Raw genomic sequence first — 17,992 nt, forward strand, 5'->3', positions numbered from 1 at the left:
AATCAGAAAATCATCTTGAATACGCCGGTTACCACCAGCAGCCCTATCAGAAATATAATCAAAATAACCCACAACAATATTTTCATTCGCCTCTCCTGCGTATGTCTGTCGAAGTAAGTGTAGCAGTCAATTCATAATTAGCATGAATACATGAAATTAACTCATTGTCTTGGGGAATAAATTTCCGGATATGAAAATGTATAACAATATGCGGATTGCCACGCGTTACTAAAAAACGGAACGTCAGTAAGCGTAAGTTGCGCCTTTATTTTTTTTGAGTTCATGGCGTAATGAAACGTTCTCTTACTTTATCTCTGAGTGCTCCTCTTGTTTTTATGCTGGCCGCCTGCGCGCCGGAACATGCCACGGTGTCTCCAGTAAAAACGCAAGCCGCCGCCGCAACTGTAAATACCCAACTGCGTCATGCCGACTGGCCAAAAAGCGAATGGTGGAAAGACTTTAACGACTCCCAGCTCAACGCGCTGATCGACAAAGCGCTGGCGGATGCGCCGGATATGCAAATTGCCCGTCAGCGTATCACCCTGGCGGAAGCACAGGCGAAAGCCGCTGTCGCTGCTGAGGGTCCACAAATGGATTTTTCCGCAGATGTGGAACGGCAAAAGATGTCGGCAGAGGGGTTGATGGGGCCATTTGCACTGACCGACCCGGCAGCGGGGACCACCGGCCCCTGGTATACCAACGGCACCTTTGGTCTGACGGCGGGTTGGGATCTGGATTTATGGGGTAAAAACCGCGCCCAAATTGAGGCCCGCATCGGTAAGGTGAATGCGCAAAAAGCGGAGCTGGAGCAGACCCGCCAGCTGCTCGCCAGCAGCGTCGCGCGGCTGTACTGGGACTGGCAGACCGAGGCCGCGGTGGGTGACGTGCTCGCGCAGATCAAACGGGAGCAGGAAAATATCATCGGTGCCGATAGGGAGCTTTATCAGCACGGCATTACCTCCTCGGTGGAAGGGGTTGAAACGGATATCAGTGCCAGCAAAACCGATGAACAGCTCGCTGACGTGCACGGCAAAATGAAGGCCATTGAGGCGCGTCTGAATGCGTTGACCAATACCCCTTCAGTCACGCTCGCACGGCATGCCTTACCTGACGCAGAGGCATCGCTGCCATCAACGCTCGGTTATGAACTGCTGGCTCGGCGCCCGGATTTGCAGGAGGCGCACTGGTATATCGAAGCATCCATGAGCGAAGTCGATGCCGCCAGAGCCGCGTTCTACCCTGACATCAATTTGATGGCGTTTTTGCAGCAGGATGCATTGCACCTGAGCGACCTGTTCCGCTCATCTGCGCAGCAAATGGGCGTAACCGCGGGGCTGACGCTGCCAATTTTTGACAGCGGTCGGTCGAATGCGAACCTGGATATCGCCCAGGCGCAAAACAACCTCTCCGTGGCGAACTACAACAAGGCCGTGGTAGATGCCGTAAACCAGGTCGCCCGGACGGCCAGCGAAGTGGAAACGCTGACCGCCAAAAATCAGCACCAGCAGCAGATCGAAAAAGATGCGGCGCGCGTCGTCGCGCTGGCGCAGGCGCGCTTCAGGGCGGGGATCATTGCCGGCTCCCGGGTGAGTGAAGCAAAAATTCCGGCGCTCAAAGAGCGTATTGCCGGGTTGATGCTGAAAGGTCAGTACGTGGATGCCACGCTCCAGCTCACCTCCGCGCTGGGTGGCGGATATCATCACGGCTAACATTGCGCATTATCTATACTTACCTCTTTGCAGATTTTCAGGAGGTGAGTATGACGCGAGTCGCAATTGTTACCGCATCGGATTCAGGAATTGGCAAAACGACGGCCCTGATGCTGGCCGAGCGCGGGTTTGATATCGGGGTGACCTGGCACTCAGATGAGGAAGGGGCGCTGGAAACCTGCCGTGAGGTTGAAGCGCGCGGTCAGCGTGCCGAGGCCATCCATCTCGACCTGGGTACTCTGCCAGAAGGCGCAAAGGCCATTGAAACGCTGATTTCCCGCTTCGGGCGGCTGGACGTGCTGGTTAACAATGCCGGGGCGATGAACAAAGCGCCTTTTCTGGAACTGTCATTTGATGACTGGCGAAACATTTTCACCGTTGACGTGGACGGTGCGTTTCTCTGCTCGCAAATCGCGGCGCGTCAGATGGTGAAGCAGGGGGAAGGGGGGCGGATCGTGAACATCACCTCGGTTCATGAACATACTCCGCTGCCGGATGCCAGCGCCTACACCGCCGCAAAGCACGCTCTGGGCGGGTTAACCAAATCAATGGCGCTGGAACTGGTGCAGCATAAGATCCTGGTGAACGCCGTCGCCCCCGGTGCGATCGCCACGCCGATGAATGATATGGACGACAGCGAAGTGAAAGAAGGCTCAATGCCGGAAATCCCGCTGGCACGGCCAGGGCATACCAAAGAAATTGCCAGCCTGGTGGCGTGGCTGTGTGACAGTGACGCCAGCTACACCACCGGGCAGTCGTTTATCGTTGACGGCGGTTTTATGCTGGCGAATCCGCAGTTTAAGCAGGAAGGGTAGATACCCTTCTCCCTCTCCCTGTGGGAGAGGGGCGGGGTGAGGGCAGCAGGCCGAACTCACTCTTCATCCCGCCGCTTTTCACGATGCTTCAGCCACAGCCGTACCCCAATCACCGCCACAACCACCAGGATCAACCACGCCCAGTGCTTCAGGTGCTGGTCAAGATTATGCAGCCATGGGCCAATCACTTCGCCACCCACGTAGCCAAGCGTGGTGAAAATCAGCGCCCAGGCAATCGCCCCGAGAATGTTCAGCGGCAGGAAAATTTTCGGTGGTAAACGACTCGCGCCAATCAGTATCGGCCCAATGATGCGAAAACCGTACATAAAGCGGGTACCAATCACAAACAGCCAGGGACGTCGCTGGATAAGCCGCTGAGCACGGCGAATTTTCTTTTGATGCCTGGCAAAACGTTGCAAAAGCGTCGGGCCAAAGCGCAGCCCCAGAAAGTAGAGCAGCTGATCGCCAATCATACCGCCCAACGCGACGGCGGCGACCACCAGCGAGAATTTCAGCAATCCCTGGTGTGCGGCCACCCCGCCCAGCAGCGTGATGGTTTCGCCTTCCGCCACGCTGCCGATCACCAGCGCGGCGTATCCATATTGTTCAATAAGACCGTTGATATCCATTACGTAAACGTCGTCTCCCTTACTGTGCCTGCGTTAATCATATACCCCATCCATTAACCGCGCGGCAATCAACGGAAATTTCCCACTGTACATAAAATAATCTAAAGCCTGCATTATACTTAAGCTATCGCTGACGGGCCGACAACAAGGGGGCGTTATGAACCATGTCTGGGGACTTTTCTCCCATCCCGATCGTGAAATGCAGGTCATCCGTAACGAGAACGAAACGGTCGCGCATCACTATACCCACCATGTCCTGCTGATGGCAGCGGTGCCGGTGGTCTGCGCATTTATTGGTACTACGCAGATAGGCTGGAACTTTGGTGACGGCACCGTGGTTCAGCTTTCGTGGTTTACCGGACTGTACCTGGCCATTCTGTTTTATGGCCTGATGCTGGCCGGGGTGGCGGTGATGGGGCGGGTCATCCACTGGATGGCGCGCAACTATCCGCAGCGCCCGTCGCTGGCACACTGTATGGTCTTCGCCGGATACGTCGCGACCCCGCTGTTTTTAAGCGGTATTGTCGCGCTCTATCCACTGGTCTGGCTGTGCGCGCTGATCGGTACGGTTGCCCTCTTTTATACCGGTTATCTGCTGTATGTAGGGGTGCCAACCTTCCTCAATATCAATAAAGAAGAGGGCCTGAGCTTCTCCAGCTCTACGCTTGCCATCGGCGTACTGGTCCTGGAGGCGCTACTGGCCCTGACAGTTATTCTTTGGGGTTATGGATACCGTCTCTTCTAAGTTCCCTGCATTGCTGGCGTAAATGCCAGCAATGCAGCATCTGGTCATGATTCTCCGCTGGCGACAACGCACGGTGACCGCTATGATGCCGAAGCCAGCCTGTGTTTATCCGTCGACACAGGCGGTGTACGTCATAACGTGCGTGAATCATTATCAGAAGTCTCATCATGCTGAAATTTCGAGTGTCACTCCTTAGTCTTGCGCTGCTGTTGGGCGTCTCCGCTACCGCGCCAGCCATCGCCAAAACGACCGCAGTCGCCACCGCTGCTGCGCAACCCCAGATTGCGTCCGGCAGCGCGATGATCGTTGACCTGAATACCAACAAGGTGATCTACGCCAGTCATCCGGATCTGGTGCGCCCGATCGCTTCCATAACCAAAGTCATGACCGCGATGGTGGTGCTTGATGCACGACTGCCGCTGGACGAAAAGCTAAAAGTGGATATCAGCCACACGCCAGAGATGAAAGGGATCTACTCTCGTGTGCGTCTGAAAAGTGAAATCAGCCGTAAAAATATGCTGCTGTTGGCGCTGATGTCCTCAGAGAACCGCGCGGCGGCGAGCCTTGCCCACCATTATCCTGGCGGTTACGACGCGTTTATCCGCGCGATGAATGCCAAAGCCAAATCGCTGGGGATGAAAAATACCCATTTCGTGGAGCCAACCGGTCTGTCGATCCATAACGTCTCGACGGCGCGTGATTTAACAAAGCTGCTGATCGCCAGTAAGCAATACCCGCTGATTGGTCAGCTCAGCACCACGCGTGAGGAGATGGCGACATTCTCGAACCCGGCGTATACGCTGCCGTTCCGCAACACTAACCATCTGGTGTATCGCGATAACTGGAATATTCAGTTAACCAAGACCGGATTCACCAATGCGGCAGGACACTGCCTGGTGATGCGCACCGTATTTAACGGTAAGCCAGTGGCGCTGGTGGTGATGGACGCCTTCGGCAAATATACCCACTTCGCGGATGCCAGCCGCCTGCGTACCTGGATTGAAACCGGGAAAGTGCAGCCGGTGCCGGCTTCAGCGCTGGCGTATAAAAAGCAGAAAGCGGAACAGATGGCGACGGCGCAGAACGATTAGGAAAAAGCAAAACGGTAACGCATGTTACCGTTTTTTATGTTTTCTCCCTCTCCCTGTGGGAGAGGGCCGGGGTGAGGGCACCAGACCGCACTGCGTTTATTCCGGCAGCGTCCAGTCCCCGTCGTTGAGCGGGCGCTGCATCATCACCGTGTCCCGCCAGTCGCCTTTTTTATATCCCACACTTCTGAGCTGACCCACAATTTCGAAACCGTGCTTTTTATGCAGCCGCAACGATCCGGGGTTATTTTGCCCGTCGCCGACCACGGCAATCATCTGCCGCCACGGTCCTTGTTCACAACGGGCGATCAGTGCCTGGAGTAAGGCCGAGCCAAACCCGCGGCCGGTGGTGCTGGCATCCACATAAATGGATTCTTCAAGGGTATAGCGATAAGCCTGGCGTGGACGATAAAACGTGGCGTAGCAGTAGCCGACAACAATGCCGCGATACAGCGCAACCAGCCACGGTAAACCGCTGTCGGTCACGCTCTTCATCCGCTGACGCATCTCATCGACGGTGGGGGGAACTTCCTCGAAGGACGCACGGCCATGAAGCACATGCCAGGCGTATATCGCCGAGATGGCATGCGCATCGTCAGGAAGGGCGTCGCGCACCTCGATTTCAGTTTCGGGGAAAGTTTCTACAGCCGACATGTTCTGCCCGCTCCTTGTTTGGAAAGCCAGAGAAACGTTTCTCTGGCAACAGGCAGATACTCTAGTACGTTTGAGGAGAGCTTAACAATCTCTTAAATTTGGCTATATGAGTTCATCAGAGGCTTGCGTATTGTGCTGCTCTGATTCGGCACTCTCTTTCCAGTATTTCTTCCGCGTTGTCTTACCAATGCCGGGGTTCATACTGTTTGTAGGGTCATTTTTGCGATAAAACTGTTTAAGCGTCTCCGGCGCTTTATACAGGTGTCCCACGTTGTGCTCGGCAGGATATTGCGCGCCACGCTCGTGCAGCAGCGCCAGCATCTGTTCTTTCAGCGCGTGTGCATCAACCCCTTTTTTCACGATGTAATCCTGGTGGAAGACATAGCACATAAAGTGGCCGTAATAGAGCTTATGCACCAGCTTGCTGTCGATCTCCGGCGGCAGATGTTCAAACCACTCGGTATCGTTGCGACGCAGGGCGATATCCAGCGCCAGAATATCCTCCACTTCTTCGGAATGCACCGCCTGATAACGGATAGCGGCACCCGCCGCGGCGAAACGATGCAGGAAGGCTTTGCTGCCTTCTTCCGGCGTGCAGGCAAAGAAATCCCCGTCGGCGGTTTTGAAGAATTCGGTGAGCCAGCTCTGCGCTTCGTCAATTCCGTCCCCGGCCATTTTCAGCAGCAGATGGTGCTCATACTTGTCGCGCCAGGTCTTCATCCGCTCCGGTAAATGCGCCGGGAAGACGTTGCCCAGCTTCTGCATAAAGCGGTCGGTGAAGTGCGGCTTGAAGAGCGACACTTTCTCCAGCATCGCATCGGTGCGGCCCTTCATGGTGAAGAAGAACGGCATTTTGTCGGTGCCGAGCTTGTCGATCATCAGGAAGGTATCTTTGCCGTAGCGCTCGGCGATGTCGTAAATGTCCCGGTGCATATACTCGCCCGCCACCGGCAGGTGAGTGAACTCGGCCAGAATATGACGGCGGATCTCCGTCAGCACCTCCGGCTGATTGGTGCCGATGTAAAACACCTGCTGCTTTTTCTCTGCCGGGAAGGTATCGAGGCGCACCGCAAAAACGGCCAGCTTGCCCGCGCAGCCGGAGGATTCAAACAGGCGATCCGGATCGGCGTTATAGCGCGCTGGCGTATCGGCATTGATATCGCGCACGCGGGTGATGTAATCGTGGTCATGCGCGTGACGGCCATCGTGCTGAACGTCTTCGTCCTTCACGCGGTCATCGTCAAGTTTGCTGAGGATCTGCTCTGGCGTTACGCCCAGATCGATCCCCAGATGGTTAACCAGCGTCAGCTTGCCGTTTTCATCGATACGGGCAAACAGCGACATCTCCGTGTAGGCCGGGCCGCGCTGCACCAGCGAGCCGCCGGAGTTATTGCAGATCCCACCGATCACCGAGGCGCCAATGCACGACGAGCCGATCACCGAGTGCGGTTCGCGACCCAGCGGCTTAAGCGCCTTTTCCAGCGAGTAGAGCGTGGTGCCGGGGAAGGCGAGTACCTGTTCGCCCTTGTCCAGCAGGTGCAGTTTGTCGAGGCGCAGGGTGCTGATAATCACGATGTCACGATCGTAATCGTTGCCGTTCGGCGTGGAGCCTTCAGTCAGGCCGGTGTTAGCAGCCTGCATTAAAATAATCTTGTCTGCCGCAACGCAGGCGCTGAGCACGCGCCACAGTTCGAGCAACGTACCGGGGAAGACCACCGCCAGTGCCTCGCCTTGACCGGAGCGGAAGCCCTTGCGGTAGCGGGCGGTTTTAGCCGGGTCGGTAAGCAGGTGAGAGTGACCAACCAGGCGCGACAGTTCGTTAATAAATGTAGTGTTATCGTCAGTTCGAACAGAAGACATCTTCCACTCCTTGTGGTGGGGCAAATTTCTCGCTGTAAAGCATAGCGCGATTAGCCGTTGAGCGGTCGGGTATTCATGAGAAAAATCAGAGAATAACCCTGCAAGGTTTTCAGGCTTTGTGGCACACTGCGCTTTTCGCACGGTCTGGCCGGGTGCTTCCCGCGGTTATTGATGAGAGAGAATAACAACATGAAATGGCTATGTTCTGTAGGTGTCGCCGTCAGCCTGGCGCTGCAACCTGCGCTGGCAGAGGATTTGTTTGGTAATCACCCGCTCACGCCCGAAGCCCGCGACGCCTTTGTCACGGATTTACTCAAAAAGATGACGGTCGATGAGAAAATCGGCCAGCTGCGCCTGATCAGCGTCGGCCCGGATAACCCGAAAGAAGCCATTCGCGAGATGATCAAAGACGGGCAGGTAGGAGCCATTTTTAACACCGTTACCCGCCAGGATATCCGCAAGATGCAGGATCAGGTGATGGAGCTGAGCCGCCTGAAAATCCCACTGTTCTTCGCTTATGACGTGGTGCACGGCCAGCGTACCGTCTTCCCGATTAGCCTCGGCTTAGCCTCCTCCTTTAACCTCGATGCGGTGAAAACCGTCGGGCGCGTATCGGCATATGAAGCCGCAGACGACGGCCTGAACATGACCTGGGCGCCGATGGTTGACGTCTCCCGCGATCCGCGCTGGGGCCGCGCTTCGGAGGGCTTTGGAGAAGACACGTATTTAACCGCCACGATGGGCAAAACCATGGTGGAAGCGATGCAGGGCAAAAGTCCGGCAGATCGTTACTCGGTGATGACCAGCGTCAAGCACTTCGCCGCCTACGGCGCGGTGGAGGGCGGTAAAGAGTACAACACCGTCGACATGAGCCCGCAGCGTCTGTTTAACGACTACATGCCGCCATACAAGGCAGGGCTGGACGCGGGCAGCGGGGCGGTGATGGTAGCGCTGAACTCTCTCAACGGCACGCCTGCCACCTCCGATTCGTGGCTGCTGAAAGACGTGCTGCGCGACCAGTGGGGCTTCAAGGGCATCACCGTTTCTGACCACGGCGCGATTAAAGAGCTGATCAAACACGGCACGGCGTCTGACCCGGAAGATGCGGTACGCGTGGCGCTCAAGTCCGGCATCAACATGAGCATGAGCGACGAGTACTACAGCAAATACCTGCCGGGGCTGGTGAAGAGCGGCAAGGTGACGATGGCAGAGCTGGACGACGCTGCTCGCCACGTGCTGAACGTGAAATATGACATGGGACTGTTTAACGATCCTTACAGCCATCTGGGGCCGAAGGATTCAGACCCGGCGGACACCAATGCCGAAAGCCGTCTGCACCGTAAAGAAGCCCGGGAAGTAGCTCGCGAAAGCCTGGTGCTGCTGAAAAACCGTCTCGACACGCTGCCGCTGAAAAAATCCGGCACCATTGCCGTGGTCGGTCCGCTGGCCGACAGCAAGCGCGACGTCATGGGCAGCTGGTCCGCCGCAGGCGTGGCGGATCAGTCCGTTACGGTGCTGACCGGCATTAAGAGCGCCGTGGGTGATAACGCAAAAGTGGTTTACGCCAAAGGTGCGAACGTCACCGACGATAAAGACATCGTGACCTTCCTCAACCAGTATGAGGAAGCGGTGAAGGTGGATGCGCGCACGCCGAAAGAGATGCTCGACGAAGCGGTTAACGCCGCGAAGCAGTCCGACGTGGTGGTCGCCGTGGTGGGTGAAGCGCAGGGGATGGCGCACGAAGCCTCCAGCCGGACCGACATCACTATCCCGCAAAGCCAGCGCAATCTGATCGCGGCCCTGAAAGCCACCGGCAAGCCGCTGGTGCTGGTGCTGATGAACGGGCGCCCGCTGGCGCTGGTGAAAGAAGATCAGCAGGCTGACGCCATTCTGGAAACCTGGTTCGCCGGTACCGAAGGCGGTAACGCCATTGCCGACGTGCTGTTTGGCGATTACAACCCGTCCGGCAAGCTGCCGATGTCCTTCCCGCGCTCCGTCGGGCAGATCCCGGTTTACTACAGCCACCTGAACACCGGTCGTCCGTATAACGCCGACAAGCCGAACAAGTACACGTCCCGTTACTTCGACGAAGCTAACGGCCCGCTCTATCCGTTTGGCTATGGCCTGAGTTACACCACCTTCAAGGTGTCTGACGTCAAAATGTCGGCGCCGACCCTGAAGCGTGACGGCAAAGTGACCGCCAGCGTAGAGGTGACAAACAGCGGCAAACGCGAAGGCGCGACGGTGATCCAGATGTACGTTCAGGACGTCACGGCCTCCATGAGCCGTCCGGTGAAACAGCTGCGCGGCTTCGAAAAGGTCAACCTGAAACCGGGCGAAACCAGAACGGTCAGCTTCCCGATTGACGTAAATGCGCTGAAGTTCTGGAATCAGCAGATGAAATACGATGCTGAGCCTGGCAAATTCAACGTCTTCATCGGCGTGGATTCCGCCCGCGTGAACAAAGCCGAGTTCGAACTGCAATAATCTTACCTTTCTCCCTTTCCCCCGCCTGGCGGGGGATGCCTCTCATCTTGTACGAAAAACGGTTAAATTCACTGTTTTAAGCTACGCTTTTCTCTCAAGCCTATGAAAAAGGCCACAAAATAATGAGGAAAGCAGAATGACGATGATTAAGGGGATAACAGGGTCGGCGGTGCTTCTGGCGGCGCTGAGCCTGCCGTTACAGGCCGCAGAGCCGGTTAAGGTGGGTTCCAAAATTGATACCGAGGGCGCGTTGCTCGGTAATATCATTTTGCAGGTACTCGAAAGTCACGGCGTGAAAACGGTCAATAAAGTACAGCTTGGCACCACGCCTGTCGTGCGCGGTGCCATCACTTCCGGCGAGCTGGATATCTACCCGGAATACACCGGCAACGGGGCATTCTTCTTCAAGGATGAAAACGATCCGGCCTGGAAAAATGCCAAAGCCGGGTACGAAAAAGTCAAAAAGCTGGACGCAGAAAAAAATAAGCTGGTCTGGCTAACGCCGGCACCGGCCAACAACACCTGGACCATCGCGGTGCGCAAAGATATCGCCGAGAAAGGCAAGCTCACCTCGCTTGACGATCTCAGCCGCTACCTGAAAGAGAAGGGCGAGTTTAAGCTCGCGGCCTCGGCAGAGTTTATCGAGCGCGCTGATGCCCTGCCAGCGTTTGAAAAAGCCTATGATTTCAAGCTCGATCAGGCACAGCTGCTCTCTCTGGCAGGCGGCGACACGGCAGTGACCATTAAGGCGGCGGCGCAGCAAACCTCCGGCGTCAACGCGGCGATGGCCTACGGCACAGACGGCCCGGTCGCGGCGCTTGGCCTGCAAACCCTGACCGACCCGAAAGGCGTTCAGCCTATTTACGCCCCAACCCCGGTCGTGCGCGAGGCGGTGCTGAAAGCCTACCCGGATATTGCGGAATGGCTCAAACCGGTATTTGAAAAACTGGATGCGAAAACGCTGCAACAGCTGAATGCCAGCATTGCCGTTGAGGGGCTGGATGCCAAAAAAGTGGCTGCCGACTTCCTGAAACAACAAGGACTTGTGAAGTAACGGGATAAGGCTGTGCCAATAAAATGCCATAACCGCGTCCTGCTGCTGTTGGCCTGTGTGGCCATCGCGGCGGTCGCGTTACCTTTTGTGAATGTCGCGCCAAACCGTCTGGTGTCGGGCGAACCGCGCGCGCTCTGGCAGATCTGGGCATTTACGCCGCTGCTGCTGGGCGCGGCGCTGGCGAGTACTGTTGCTTTAGCCTTCTGGCCGGGGCGAACCGCCCTGTGGCTGACGTTTTTGCTCAGCGAAGCGCTGTTTATCGTACTGTTCTGGAGCGCGGGACAGGCGGCAACGCAGATGGCCGCGGTTGAAAGCCCGCTGGCGCGCACGTCGGTTGGTAGCGGGCTGTGGCTGTGGCTGGCACTTTGTCTGCTGGTCTGTAGCGATGCCATTCGCCGTCTGACGCCGCAACTCGTCTGGCGCTGGCTGCTGAACGCGCAATTCTGGGTAATTCCTCTGCTGATCCTCTTCAGCGGCGATCTGAATCAGCTCTCGCTGTTAAAAGAGTACGTCAACCGCCAGGAGGTATTTGACAACGCGCTGGCGCAACATCTGACGATCCTGTTCGGGACGCTGATCCCGGCGCTGCTGCTGGGCGTGCCGCTGGGCATGTGGTGCTACCGACATACCAGCCGCCAGGGCGCCGTCTTTACCGTGCTCAACGTTATTCAGACCATCCCCTCCGTCGCCCTGTTTGGCCTGCTGATTGCCCCCCTCGCCGGTCTGGTGAAATCCTTCCCTGCGTTGGCCGCGGCAGGCATTGCCGGAACCGGGCTGACGCCAGCGCTGATTGCCCTTGTGCTGTATGCGCTGCTGCCGCTGGTGCGCGGCGTGGTGGCGGGGTTAAGCCAGGTTCCGCCCGACGTGCTGGAAAGCGCCCATGCGATGGGGATGAGCGCGCGCCAGTGTTTCTGGAAAATACAGCTGCCGCTTGCGCTTCCGCTGCTGGTTCGCAGCCTGCGGGTGGTGACAGTGCAAACCGTGGGGATGGCGGTTATTGCCGCGCTGATCGGGGCGGGCGGCTTTGGGGCACTGGTCTTCCAGGGGCTGCTCAGTAGCGCGCTGGATCTGGTGTTGCTGGGCGTCGTGCCCACAATTGCGCTGGCGGTCGTACTGGATGCCCTGTTTGCCCTGTGGCTCGCGCTGCTCAGGAGAAGAGCCAATGATTGAATTTCATGATGTGAGTAAAACCTTTGCGGGCCGTCCGGCGGCAAGCCACCTTAATCTGCATTTTGCCGAGGGGGCGTTCTCGGTATTGATCGGGACATCGGGGTCGGGAAAATCCACGACGCTGAAGATGATCAATCGGCTGGTGGAACACGACAGCGGGACGATTCGCTTTGCCGGAGAGGAGATCCGCAGCCTGCCGGTGCTGGAGCTGCGGCGGCGTATGGGCTACGCCATTCAGTCCATCGGCCTGTTTCCCCACTGGACGGTGGCGCAGAACATTGCCACCGTGCCACAGCTGGAAAAATGGTCCCGGGGGAAGATCAATGAGCGTGTCGACGAACTGATGGCGCTGCTGGGCCTGGACGCGTCGCTTCGTAACCGCTATCCGCACCAGCTTTCCGGCGGACAGCAGCAGCGGGTCGGGGTGGCGCGCGCGCTGGCCGCTAACCCGCAGGTACTGCTGATGGATGAGCCCTTCGGCGCACTGGATCCGGTCACCCGCGGCGCACTTCAGGCCGAGATGAGCCGCATCCACCGTATTCTCGGGCGCACCATCGTGCTAGTGACGCATGATATCGACGAAGCACTGCGGCTGGCCGATCGTCTGGTACTGATGGATCACGGCGAAGTCGTCCAGCAGGGTACGCCGCTTGAGCTGTTAACCTCGCCGGCGAATGATTTTGTGCGTGAATTTTTTGGCCGCAGCGAGCTGGGCGTCAGGCTGCTCTCGCTGCGCACCGTCAGGGACTATCTGCGTCCGCAGGATGCGCAAATCGGTGGTGAACCGCTGCATGACGGGATGAGCCTGCGCGATGCCCTGTCGGCGTTTGTCGCCCGGCAGTGTGAGGTGTTACCCGTTGCGGACGGGCAGGGGACGCCATGCGGGACGATCCATTTTCGCGATCTGCTGGCGGGGGAGGTGACGCGTGAAGTGGGTCCGTGATCCGTTACTCTGGCTGACAGGGCTGTTTATCGCCTTACTCTACCTGATGCCGCACAGCGCGGCGCTGTTTAATGCGCTTATTCCCGGGCTGCCGCGCCCGGTATACCAGCAGGAGAGCTTTGTTAATCTCACCCTGGCGCACTTCTGGCTGGTGGCAGTGTCAAGCGTGATTGCCATCGTCCTGGGCACAGGCGCCGGTATTGCGGTGACGCGGCCTGCGGGCAGGGAGTTCCGTCCGCTGGTGGAGACCATCGCCGCAACGGGGCAGACCTTCCCACCGGTGGCCGTGCTGGCGATTGCCGTGCCGGCGATCGGTTTTGGGCAGGAGCCTGCCATCATTGCGCTGATTTTGTACGGCGTGTTGCCCATTCTGCAAGGGACGCTGGCAGGGATTGCGGCGGTGCCTGCATCGGTGCTGAGCGTAGCGGAAGGAATGGGGATGAGCGCCTGGCAGCGGCTGGTGAAGGTCGAACTGCCGCTGGCCGCACCGGTGATTATCGCTGGCGTGCGAACGTCCGTGATAATCAACATTGGTACGGCAACCATCGCCTCGACGGTCGGAGCCAATACGCTGGGAACGCCGATCATTATCGGGTTAAGCGGGTTTAATACGGCTTACATCATTCAGGGGGCGGTTTTGGTTGCGCTGGCGGCAATTGTGGTGGATCGCCTGTTTGAACGCCTGGCCGGATACCTCAGCCAACACCGCCGCGAACAATAAATGAATAACCTGCAAGCATAACGCCACCGATACCGCTGACAGCCATCAGTGCAAAAAGGGTAATTACGGCCAGTTTCGTTGCCTTCATCATGTGCTCCTGTTGTTAACGGAACAATTATACGGTGAAGCGCAGCTGTTAATGAACCATTAAATGCCGTTACGACGCATTTGGACCCAGTGAGTAAACGGGATAACCATGTTCGCGCCACTCCGTAAGGAGCTGCTGCTGGGAAGCGGAGGGGACTTCGCCGCACCAGACCAGCAGCGTCTGTCCCTCAAACAGTTCCGGCCTGAGCTGGGCCAGGGAGTGGGCAAGCACGTCAACGCGCCAGCCCTGCTGGGTGGCAATCCAGGCTTCGAGCCACAGCCGGGTGGTATCGTGTACGTTCCAGCCGATCACCAGTGCATCTTTGCTGTTTTTATTCCGCGCTGAGGCAAGACAGACGGAAATATAGTTAATCAGCACGCCATCAAGCATGCTGAGCAGCGCCTGTAAGGTGGTTTGCTGACACTGAAGCCGACGCCGTAGGGGAATAAAAAGATGAGTGATCAGGGTTTGCGCCGGGTAGTCTCGACCCTGTTCTTTGATCCAGCCGCGCAGACGCTGCAAATTGCCACTCTGCAACAGCCTCAGCAGGGTTTCCTGCTGCTCGCGCCAGAGATGCTGCGTATCAGGATCGTCCTGGCTTAGAAGCGATTTTACCTTGCCGACCTGTACGCCGTTGTCGATCCAGCTTTTTATCTCGCGGATCCGGTCAATATCCGCATCGTTAAACAGGCGGTGCCCGCCGTCCGTTCTTTGCGGCTTAAGCAATCCATACCGTCGCTGCCACGCCCGTAGCGTAACGGGATTGATATCACACAGGAGTGCCACTTCACCTATTGTGTAAAGCGCCATTTTCGCCCCCAGGCTTGCGCGTCCCCAGCTTAACTGTAGACCCACTTTGCGGAACCAGGAAGATTTGATTCTTTTTTGTACAAATTATACGAAAGAAAGGTTATCTCCGGCAAAAGGTGTGATGACGGACACGATTTATCGCTTTTTTGGCACGTTTCAAAGAAAGTTAACCGCTATCAGTGTATGTTACGCGTTTTTAGAATGTGCGGTTTGTGAGTATGTACGAGTTTAATCTGGTGCTGCTGTTGCTTCAGCAGATGTGCGTGTTTCTTGTCATCGCCTGGTTGATGAGCAAAACGCGTCTGTTCATTCCGCTGATGCAGGTCACCGTCCGTCTGCCGCACAAATTCCTCTGCTACGTCGTATTTTCCATATTCTGCATTATGGGGACCTGGTTTGGTCTCCATATTGAGGATTCCATCGCCAATACGCGCGCCATCGGCGCGGTAATGGGCGGGCTGCTCGGAGGCCCGGTCGTGGGCGGTCTGGTGGGGTTAACCGGCGGCCTTCACCGCTATTCGATGGGCGGTATGACGGCACTAAGCTGCATGATCTCCACCATCGTCGAAGGGCTGCTCGGTGGTCTCGTCCACAGCTATATGATTAAGCGCGGACGGCCGGATAAAGTGTTCAGTCCCCTTACCGCCGGGGCGATCACCTTCGTGGCGGAAATGGCGCAGATGGCGATCATCCTGCTGATCGCGCGCCCGTTTGACGATGCGTTACATCTGGTCAGCAGTATTGCCGCACCGATGATGGTCACCAATACCGTAGGTGCGGCGCTGTTTATGCGCATTTTGCTCGACAAACGCGCCATGTTCGAAAAATACACCTCGGCATTTTCTGCCACCGCCTTAAAAGTTGCGGCGTCGACGGAAGGGATCCTGCGGCAGGGATTCAACGAGGAGAACAGCATGAAGGTGGCGCAGGTGCTGTATAAAGAACTGGATATCGGGGCCGTGGCGATTACCGATCGCGAAAAGCTGCTGGCGTTTACCGGCACCGGCGACGACCACCATCTGCCGGGCAAACCGATCTCATCGGCCTATACCCTGCGCGCTATTGAAACGGGTGAAGTGGTGTATGCCGACGGAAATGAAGTGCCGTACCGCTGTTCCCTGCATCCGCAGTGCAAACTCGGCTCTACGCTGGTCATTCCCCTGCGGGGCGAAAATCAGCGCGTTATGGGCACCATTAAGCTTTACGAAGCCAAAAACCGCCTGTTCAGCTCCATCAACCGCACGCTGGGGGAGGGGATCGCCCAGCTGCTTTCGGCGCAAATCCTGGCGGGGCAGTATGAACGGCAAAAAGCGCTGCTGACGCAGTCAGAAATTAAGCTCCTGCACGCTCAGGTGAATCCGCATTTCCTGTTTAACGCGCTTAACACGCTGAAAGCGGTGATCCGCCGCGACAGCGATCAGGCCGCGCAGCTGGTGCAATTTCTGTCGACCTTTTTCCGCAAAAATTTGAAGCGTCCCTCGGAGATCGTCACCCTCGCGGACGAGATTGAGCACGTAAACGCCTATCTGCAAATTGAAAAAGCGCGCTTCCAGTCACGTTTACAGGTGTCGTTATCCGTCCCGGATGAGCTGGCGTATCAGCATCTTCCGGCCTTTACCCTGCAACCGATTGTAGAGAACGCCATTAAGCATGGGACCTCGCAGCTGCTGGGTACCGGAGAAATCATGATTTCCGCTTCCCGTTTTAACCACCATCTGGTGCTGGATATCGAAGACAACGCGGGGCTGTATGAAGCTTCCGCGTCAGGCGGTCTGGGCATGAGCCTGGTGGATAAACGCCTGCGCGCGCATTTTGGTGACGACTGCGGTATCACCGTTGCCTGTGAGCCAGACCGCTATACCCGAATTACCTTACGATTGCCGCTGGAGGAGAACGCATGTTAAGAGTGCTGATTGTTGATGATGAGCCGTTAGCACGGGAAAACCTGCGTGTCCTGTTGCAGGAGCAGAGTGATATCGAGGTTGTGGGGGAATGTGCCAATGCCATTGAAGGCATCGGTGCGGTGCATAAACTGCGCCCTGACGTGTTGTTCCTCGATATTCAGATGCCGCGCATCAGCGGGCTGGAGATGGTCGGCATGCTCGACCCGGAGCACCGTCCCTATATCGTCTTTCTGACGGCCTTTGATGAGTACGCGGTAAAGGCATTTGAAGAGCACGCGTTTGATTATCTGCTGAAACCGATTGAAGAGAAACGGCTTGAAAAGACCCTGACCCGTCTGCGCCAGGAGCGTACCGCGCAGGACGTGACGCTGCTGCCGGAGCATCAGCAGCCCCTGAAGTTTATCCCCTGTACCGGGCACAGCCGGATTTACCTTCTGCAAATGGACGACGTTGCTTTTGTCAGCAGCCGTCTGAGCGGGGTATACGTCACTAGCGCCGAAGGCAACGAAGGCTTTACCGAGCTGACCCTGCGCACGCTGGAGAGCCGCACGCCGCTGATCCGCTGCCATCGTCAGTATCTGGTGAACATGGCGCACCTGAAGGAGATCCGCCTGGAAGATAACGGCCAGGCCGAGCTGGTGTTACGTGCCGGGCAAACCGTTCCCGTCAGTCGTCGCTACCTGAAAAGTTTGAAAGAGGCGATAGGGCTGTAAAACTGATACACTGCGCGCCATTGCATCATCGACATTCGAAGGCTCTATGCTAAGTAACGATATTCTTCGTAGCCTGCGCTACACCCTGAAAGCGAACAATAATGACATGGTGCGCATTCTTGCGCTCTCCGACATGGAATCCACGTCCGCCGGGTTCGACACCTGGATGACTAAAGAAGATGAAGAGGGTTTTGTTCGCTGCCCGGACATCATTCTGTCGGGCTTTCTGAACGGCCTGATCTACGACAAGCGCGGCAAAGATGAATCTGCTCCTGAGCTGGCGCTGGAGCGTCGGGTGAATAACAACACGGTGCTGAAAAAGCTGCGTATTGCTTTCTCCCTGAAAACTGACGACATTCTGGCGATCATGACCGAGCAGAAATTTCGCGTGTCGATGCCGGAAATCACCGCCATGATGCGCGCGCCGGATCATAAGAATTACCGCGAGTGTGGGGATCAATTTCTGCGTTATTTCCTGCGTGGGTTGACGCAGCGGGTGCATAACCAGAAGGGGTGATTTTTAGCCGGATGGCGGCTTCGCCTGACCCGGCCTACAAAACCCGTCGGCCCGTGCAAGCGTAGCGCCGCCAGGCAAAAAAAAG

Annotated in this window: 18 protein-coding genes; 12 read left to right on the forward strand and 6 right to left on the reverse strand. The window is 57.0% G+C overall.

Annotated features, from left to right (window positions below; translation table 11 throughout):
* Positions 1-2: 2 nt before the first annotated feature.
* Positions 3-86, reverse strand: a complete 84-nt coding sequence (yohP, locus tag CU081_RS26830) for a small membrane protein YohP (RefSeq protein WP_015572324.1) — start codon at positions 84-86, stop codon at positions 3-5.
* A 204-nt stretch (positions 87-290) separates the two neighbouring features.
* Between yohP and mdtQ the strand changes: the two genes are divergently transcribed.
* Positions 291-1,709, forward strand: a complete 1,419-nt coding sequence (gene mdtQ / locus CU081_RS11845) for a multidrug resistance outer membrane protein MdtQ (protein WP_022651514.1) — start codon at positions 291-293, stop codon at positions 1,707-1,709.
* A gap of 50 nt (positions 1,710-1,759) precedes the next feature.
* On the forward strand, positions 1,760-2,524 hold the full coding sequence (locus CU081_RS11850) for an SDR family oxidoreductase (protein ID WP_058647508.1): 765 nt from the start codon (positions 1,760-1,762) through the stop codon (positions 2,522-2,524).
* A 56-nt stretch (positions 2,525-2,580) separates the two neighbouring features.
* On the opposite strand, the gene CU081_RS11855 is transcribed toward CU081_RS11850, so the two are convergent.
* Positions 2,581-3,153, reverse strand: coding sequence for a DedA family protein (locus CU081_RS11855; RefSeq protein WP_022651512.1), 573 nt, complete (start codon positions 3,151-3,153; stop codon positions 2,581-2,583).
* Between the two features lie 157 nt (positions 3,154-3,310).
* Between CU081_RS11855 and CU081_RS11860 the strand changes: the two genes are divergently transcribed.
* Entirely contained in the window at positions 3,311-3,898 is a 588-nt protein-coding gene (locus CU081_RS11860) for a Yip1 family protein (protein WP_003859296.1), read from the forward strand.
* A gap of 167 nt (positions 3,899-4,065) precedes the next feature.
* Positions 4,066-4,989: a D-alanyl-D-alanine endopeptidase gene (gene pbpG, locus CU081_RS11865; protein WP_022651511.1), complete on the forward strand. Its 924-nt coding sequence runs from the start codon at positions 4,066-4,068 to the stop codon at positions 4,987-4,989.
* Positions 4,990-5,085: 96 nt separating this feature from the next.
* On the opposite strand, the gene CU081_RS11870 is transcribed toward pbpG, so the two are convergent.
* Both CU081_RS11870 and dld read right to left on the reverse strand, forming a co-directional pair.
* Positions 5,086-5,640 carry a GNAT family N-acetyltransferase gene (locus CU081_RS11870; protein ID WP_003859289.1) on the reverse strand — a complete coding sequence of 185 codons (555 nt, stop codon included), beginning with the start codon at positions 5,638-5,640 and terminating at the stop codon, positions 5,086-5,088.
* A 102-nt stretch (positions 5,641-5,742) separates the two neighbouring features.
* On the reverse strand, positions 5,743-7,500 hold the full coding sequence (dld, locus tag CU081_RS11875) for a D-lactate dehydrogenase (RefSeq protein WP_003859288.1): 1,758 nt from the start codon (positions 7,498-7,500) through the stop codon (positions 5,743-5,745).
* Between the two features lie 189 nt (positions 7,501-7,689).
* On the opposite strand from dld, the gene bglX reads away from it, so the two are divergent.
* From bglX to CU081_RS11900, 5 genes are all read left to right on the forward strand, one after another.
* Positions 7,690-9,987, forward strand: a complete 2,298-nt coding sequence (gene bglX / locus CU081_RS11880) for a beta-glucosidase BglX (protein ID WP_022651510.1) — start codon at positions 7,690-7,692, stop codon at positions 9,985-9,987.
* Positions 9,988-10,123: 136 nt separating this feature from the next.
* Entirely contained in the window at positions 10,124-11,041 is a 918-nt protein-coding gene (osmF, locus tag CU081_RS11885) for a glycine betaine ABC transporter substrate-binding protein OsmF (RefSeq protein WP_003859284.1), read from the forward strand.
* A 12-nt stretch (positions 11,042-11,053) separates the two neighbouring features.
* A complete protein-coding gene (locus CU081_RS11890) occupies positions 11,054-12,211 on the forward strand; it encodes an ABC transporter permease (RefSeq protein ID WP_022651509.1) in 1,158 nt (385 codons plus the stop codon).
* Positions 12,204-13,154, forward strand: coding sequence for an ABC transporter ATP-binding protein (locus CU081_RS11895; protein WP_022651508.1), 951 nt, complete (start codon positions 12,204-12,206; stop codon positions 13,152-13,154). The genes CU081_RS11890 and CU081_RS11895 overlap by 8 nt, the downstream gene beginning before the upstream one ends.
* Positions 13,138-13,875, forward strand: a complete 738-nt coding sequence (locus tag CU081_RS11900; protein ID WP_017383373.1) for an ABC transporter permease — start codon at positions 13,138-13,140, stop codon at positions 13,873-13,875. Before CU081_RS11895 ends, CU081_RS11900 begins: the two co-directional genes overlap by 17 nt.
* On the opposite strand, the gene CU081_RS11905 is transcribed toward CU081_RS11900, so the two are convergent.
* A complete protein-coding gene (locus CU081_RS11905) occupies positions 13,850-13,963 on the reverse strand; it encodes a protein YohO (RefSeq protein WP_022648678.1) in 114 nt (37 codons plus the stop codon). The two genes, CU081_RS11900 and CU081_RS11905, sit on opposite strands and share 26 nt — an antisense overlap.
* Positions 13,964-14,032: 69 nt before the next feature.
* The gene (gene mlrA, locus CU081_RS11910) at positions 14,033-14,773 is read right to left on the reverse strand and encodes an HTH-type transcriptional regulator MlrA (protein ID WP_003859273.1); all 741 of its coding nucleotides are present in this window, start codon (positions 14,771-14,773) and stop codon (positions 14,033-14,035) included.
* Positions 14,774-14,991: 218 nt separating this feature from the next.
* Here mlrA and CU081_RS11915 point away from each other — a divergent pair, with 218 nt between their 5' ends.
* From CU081_RS11915 to CU081_RS11925, 3 genes are read left to right on the forward strand one after another with little or no spacing between them, the layout of a single operon-like run.
* A complete protein-coding gene (locus CU081_RS11915; protein WP_003859271.1) occupies positions 14,992-16,677 on the forward strand; it encodes a sensor histidine kinase in 1,686 nt (561 codons plus the stop codon).
* Positions 16,671-17,390: a two-component system response regulator BtsR gene (gene btsR / locus CU081_RS11920; protein WP_022648676.1), complete on the forward strand. Its 720-nt coding sequence runs from the start codon at positions 16,671-16,673 to the stop codon at positions 17,388-17,390. Before CU081_RS11915 ends, btsR begins: the two co-directional genes overlap by 7 nt.
* Positions 17,391-17,436: 46 nt before the next feature.
* A complete protein-coding gene (locus tag CU081_RS11925) occupies positions 17,437-17,907 on the forward strand; it encodes a DUF1456 family protein (protein WP_015572337.1) in 471 nt (156 codons plus the stop codon).
* Positions 17,908-17,992: the final 85 nt, after the last annotated feature.

This window comes from Enterobacter sp. CRENT-193 (assembly GCF_002787395.1).
Classification (GTDB): Bacteria; Pseudomonadota; Gammaproteobacteria; order Enterobacterales; family Enterobacteriaceae; genus Enterobacter; species Enterobacter hormaechei_C.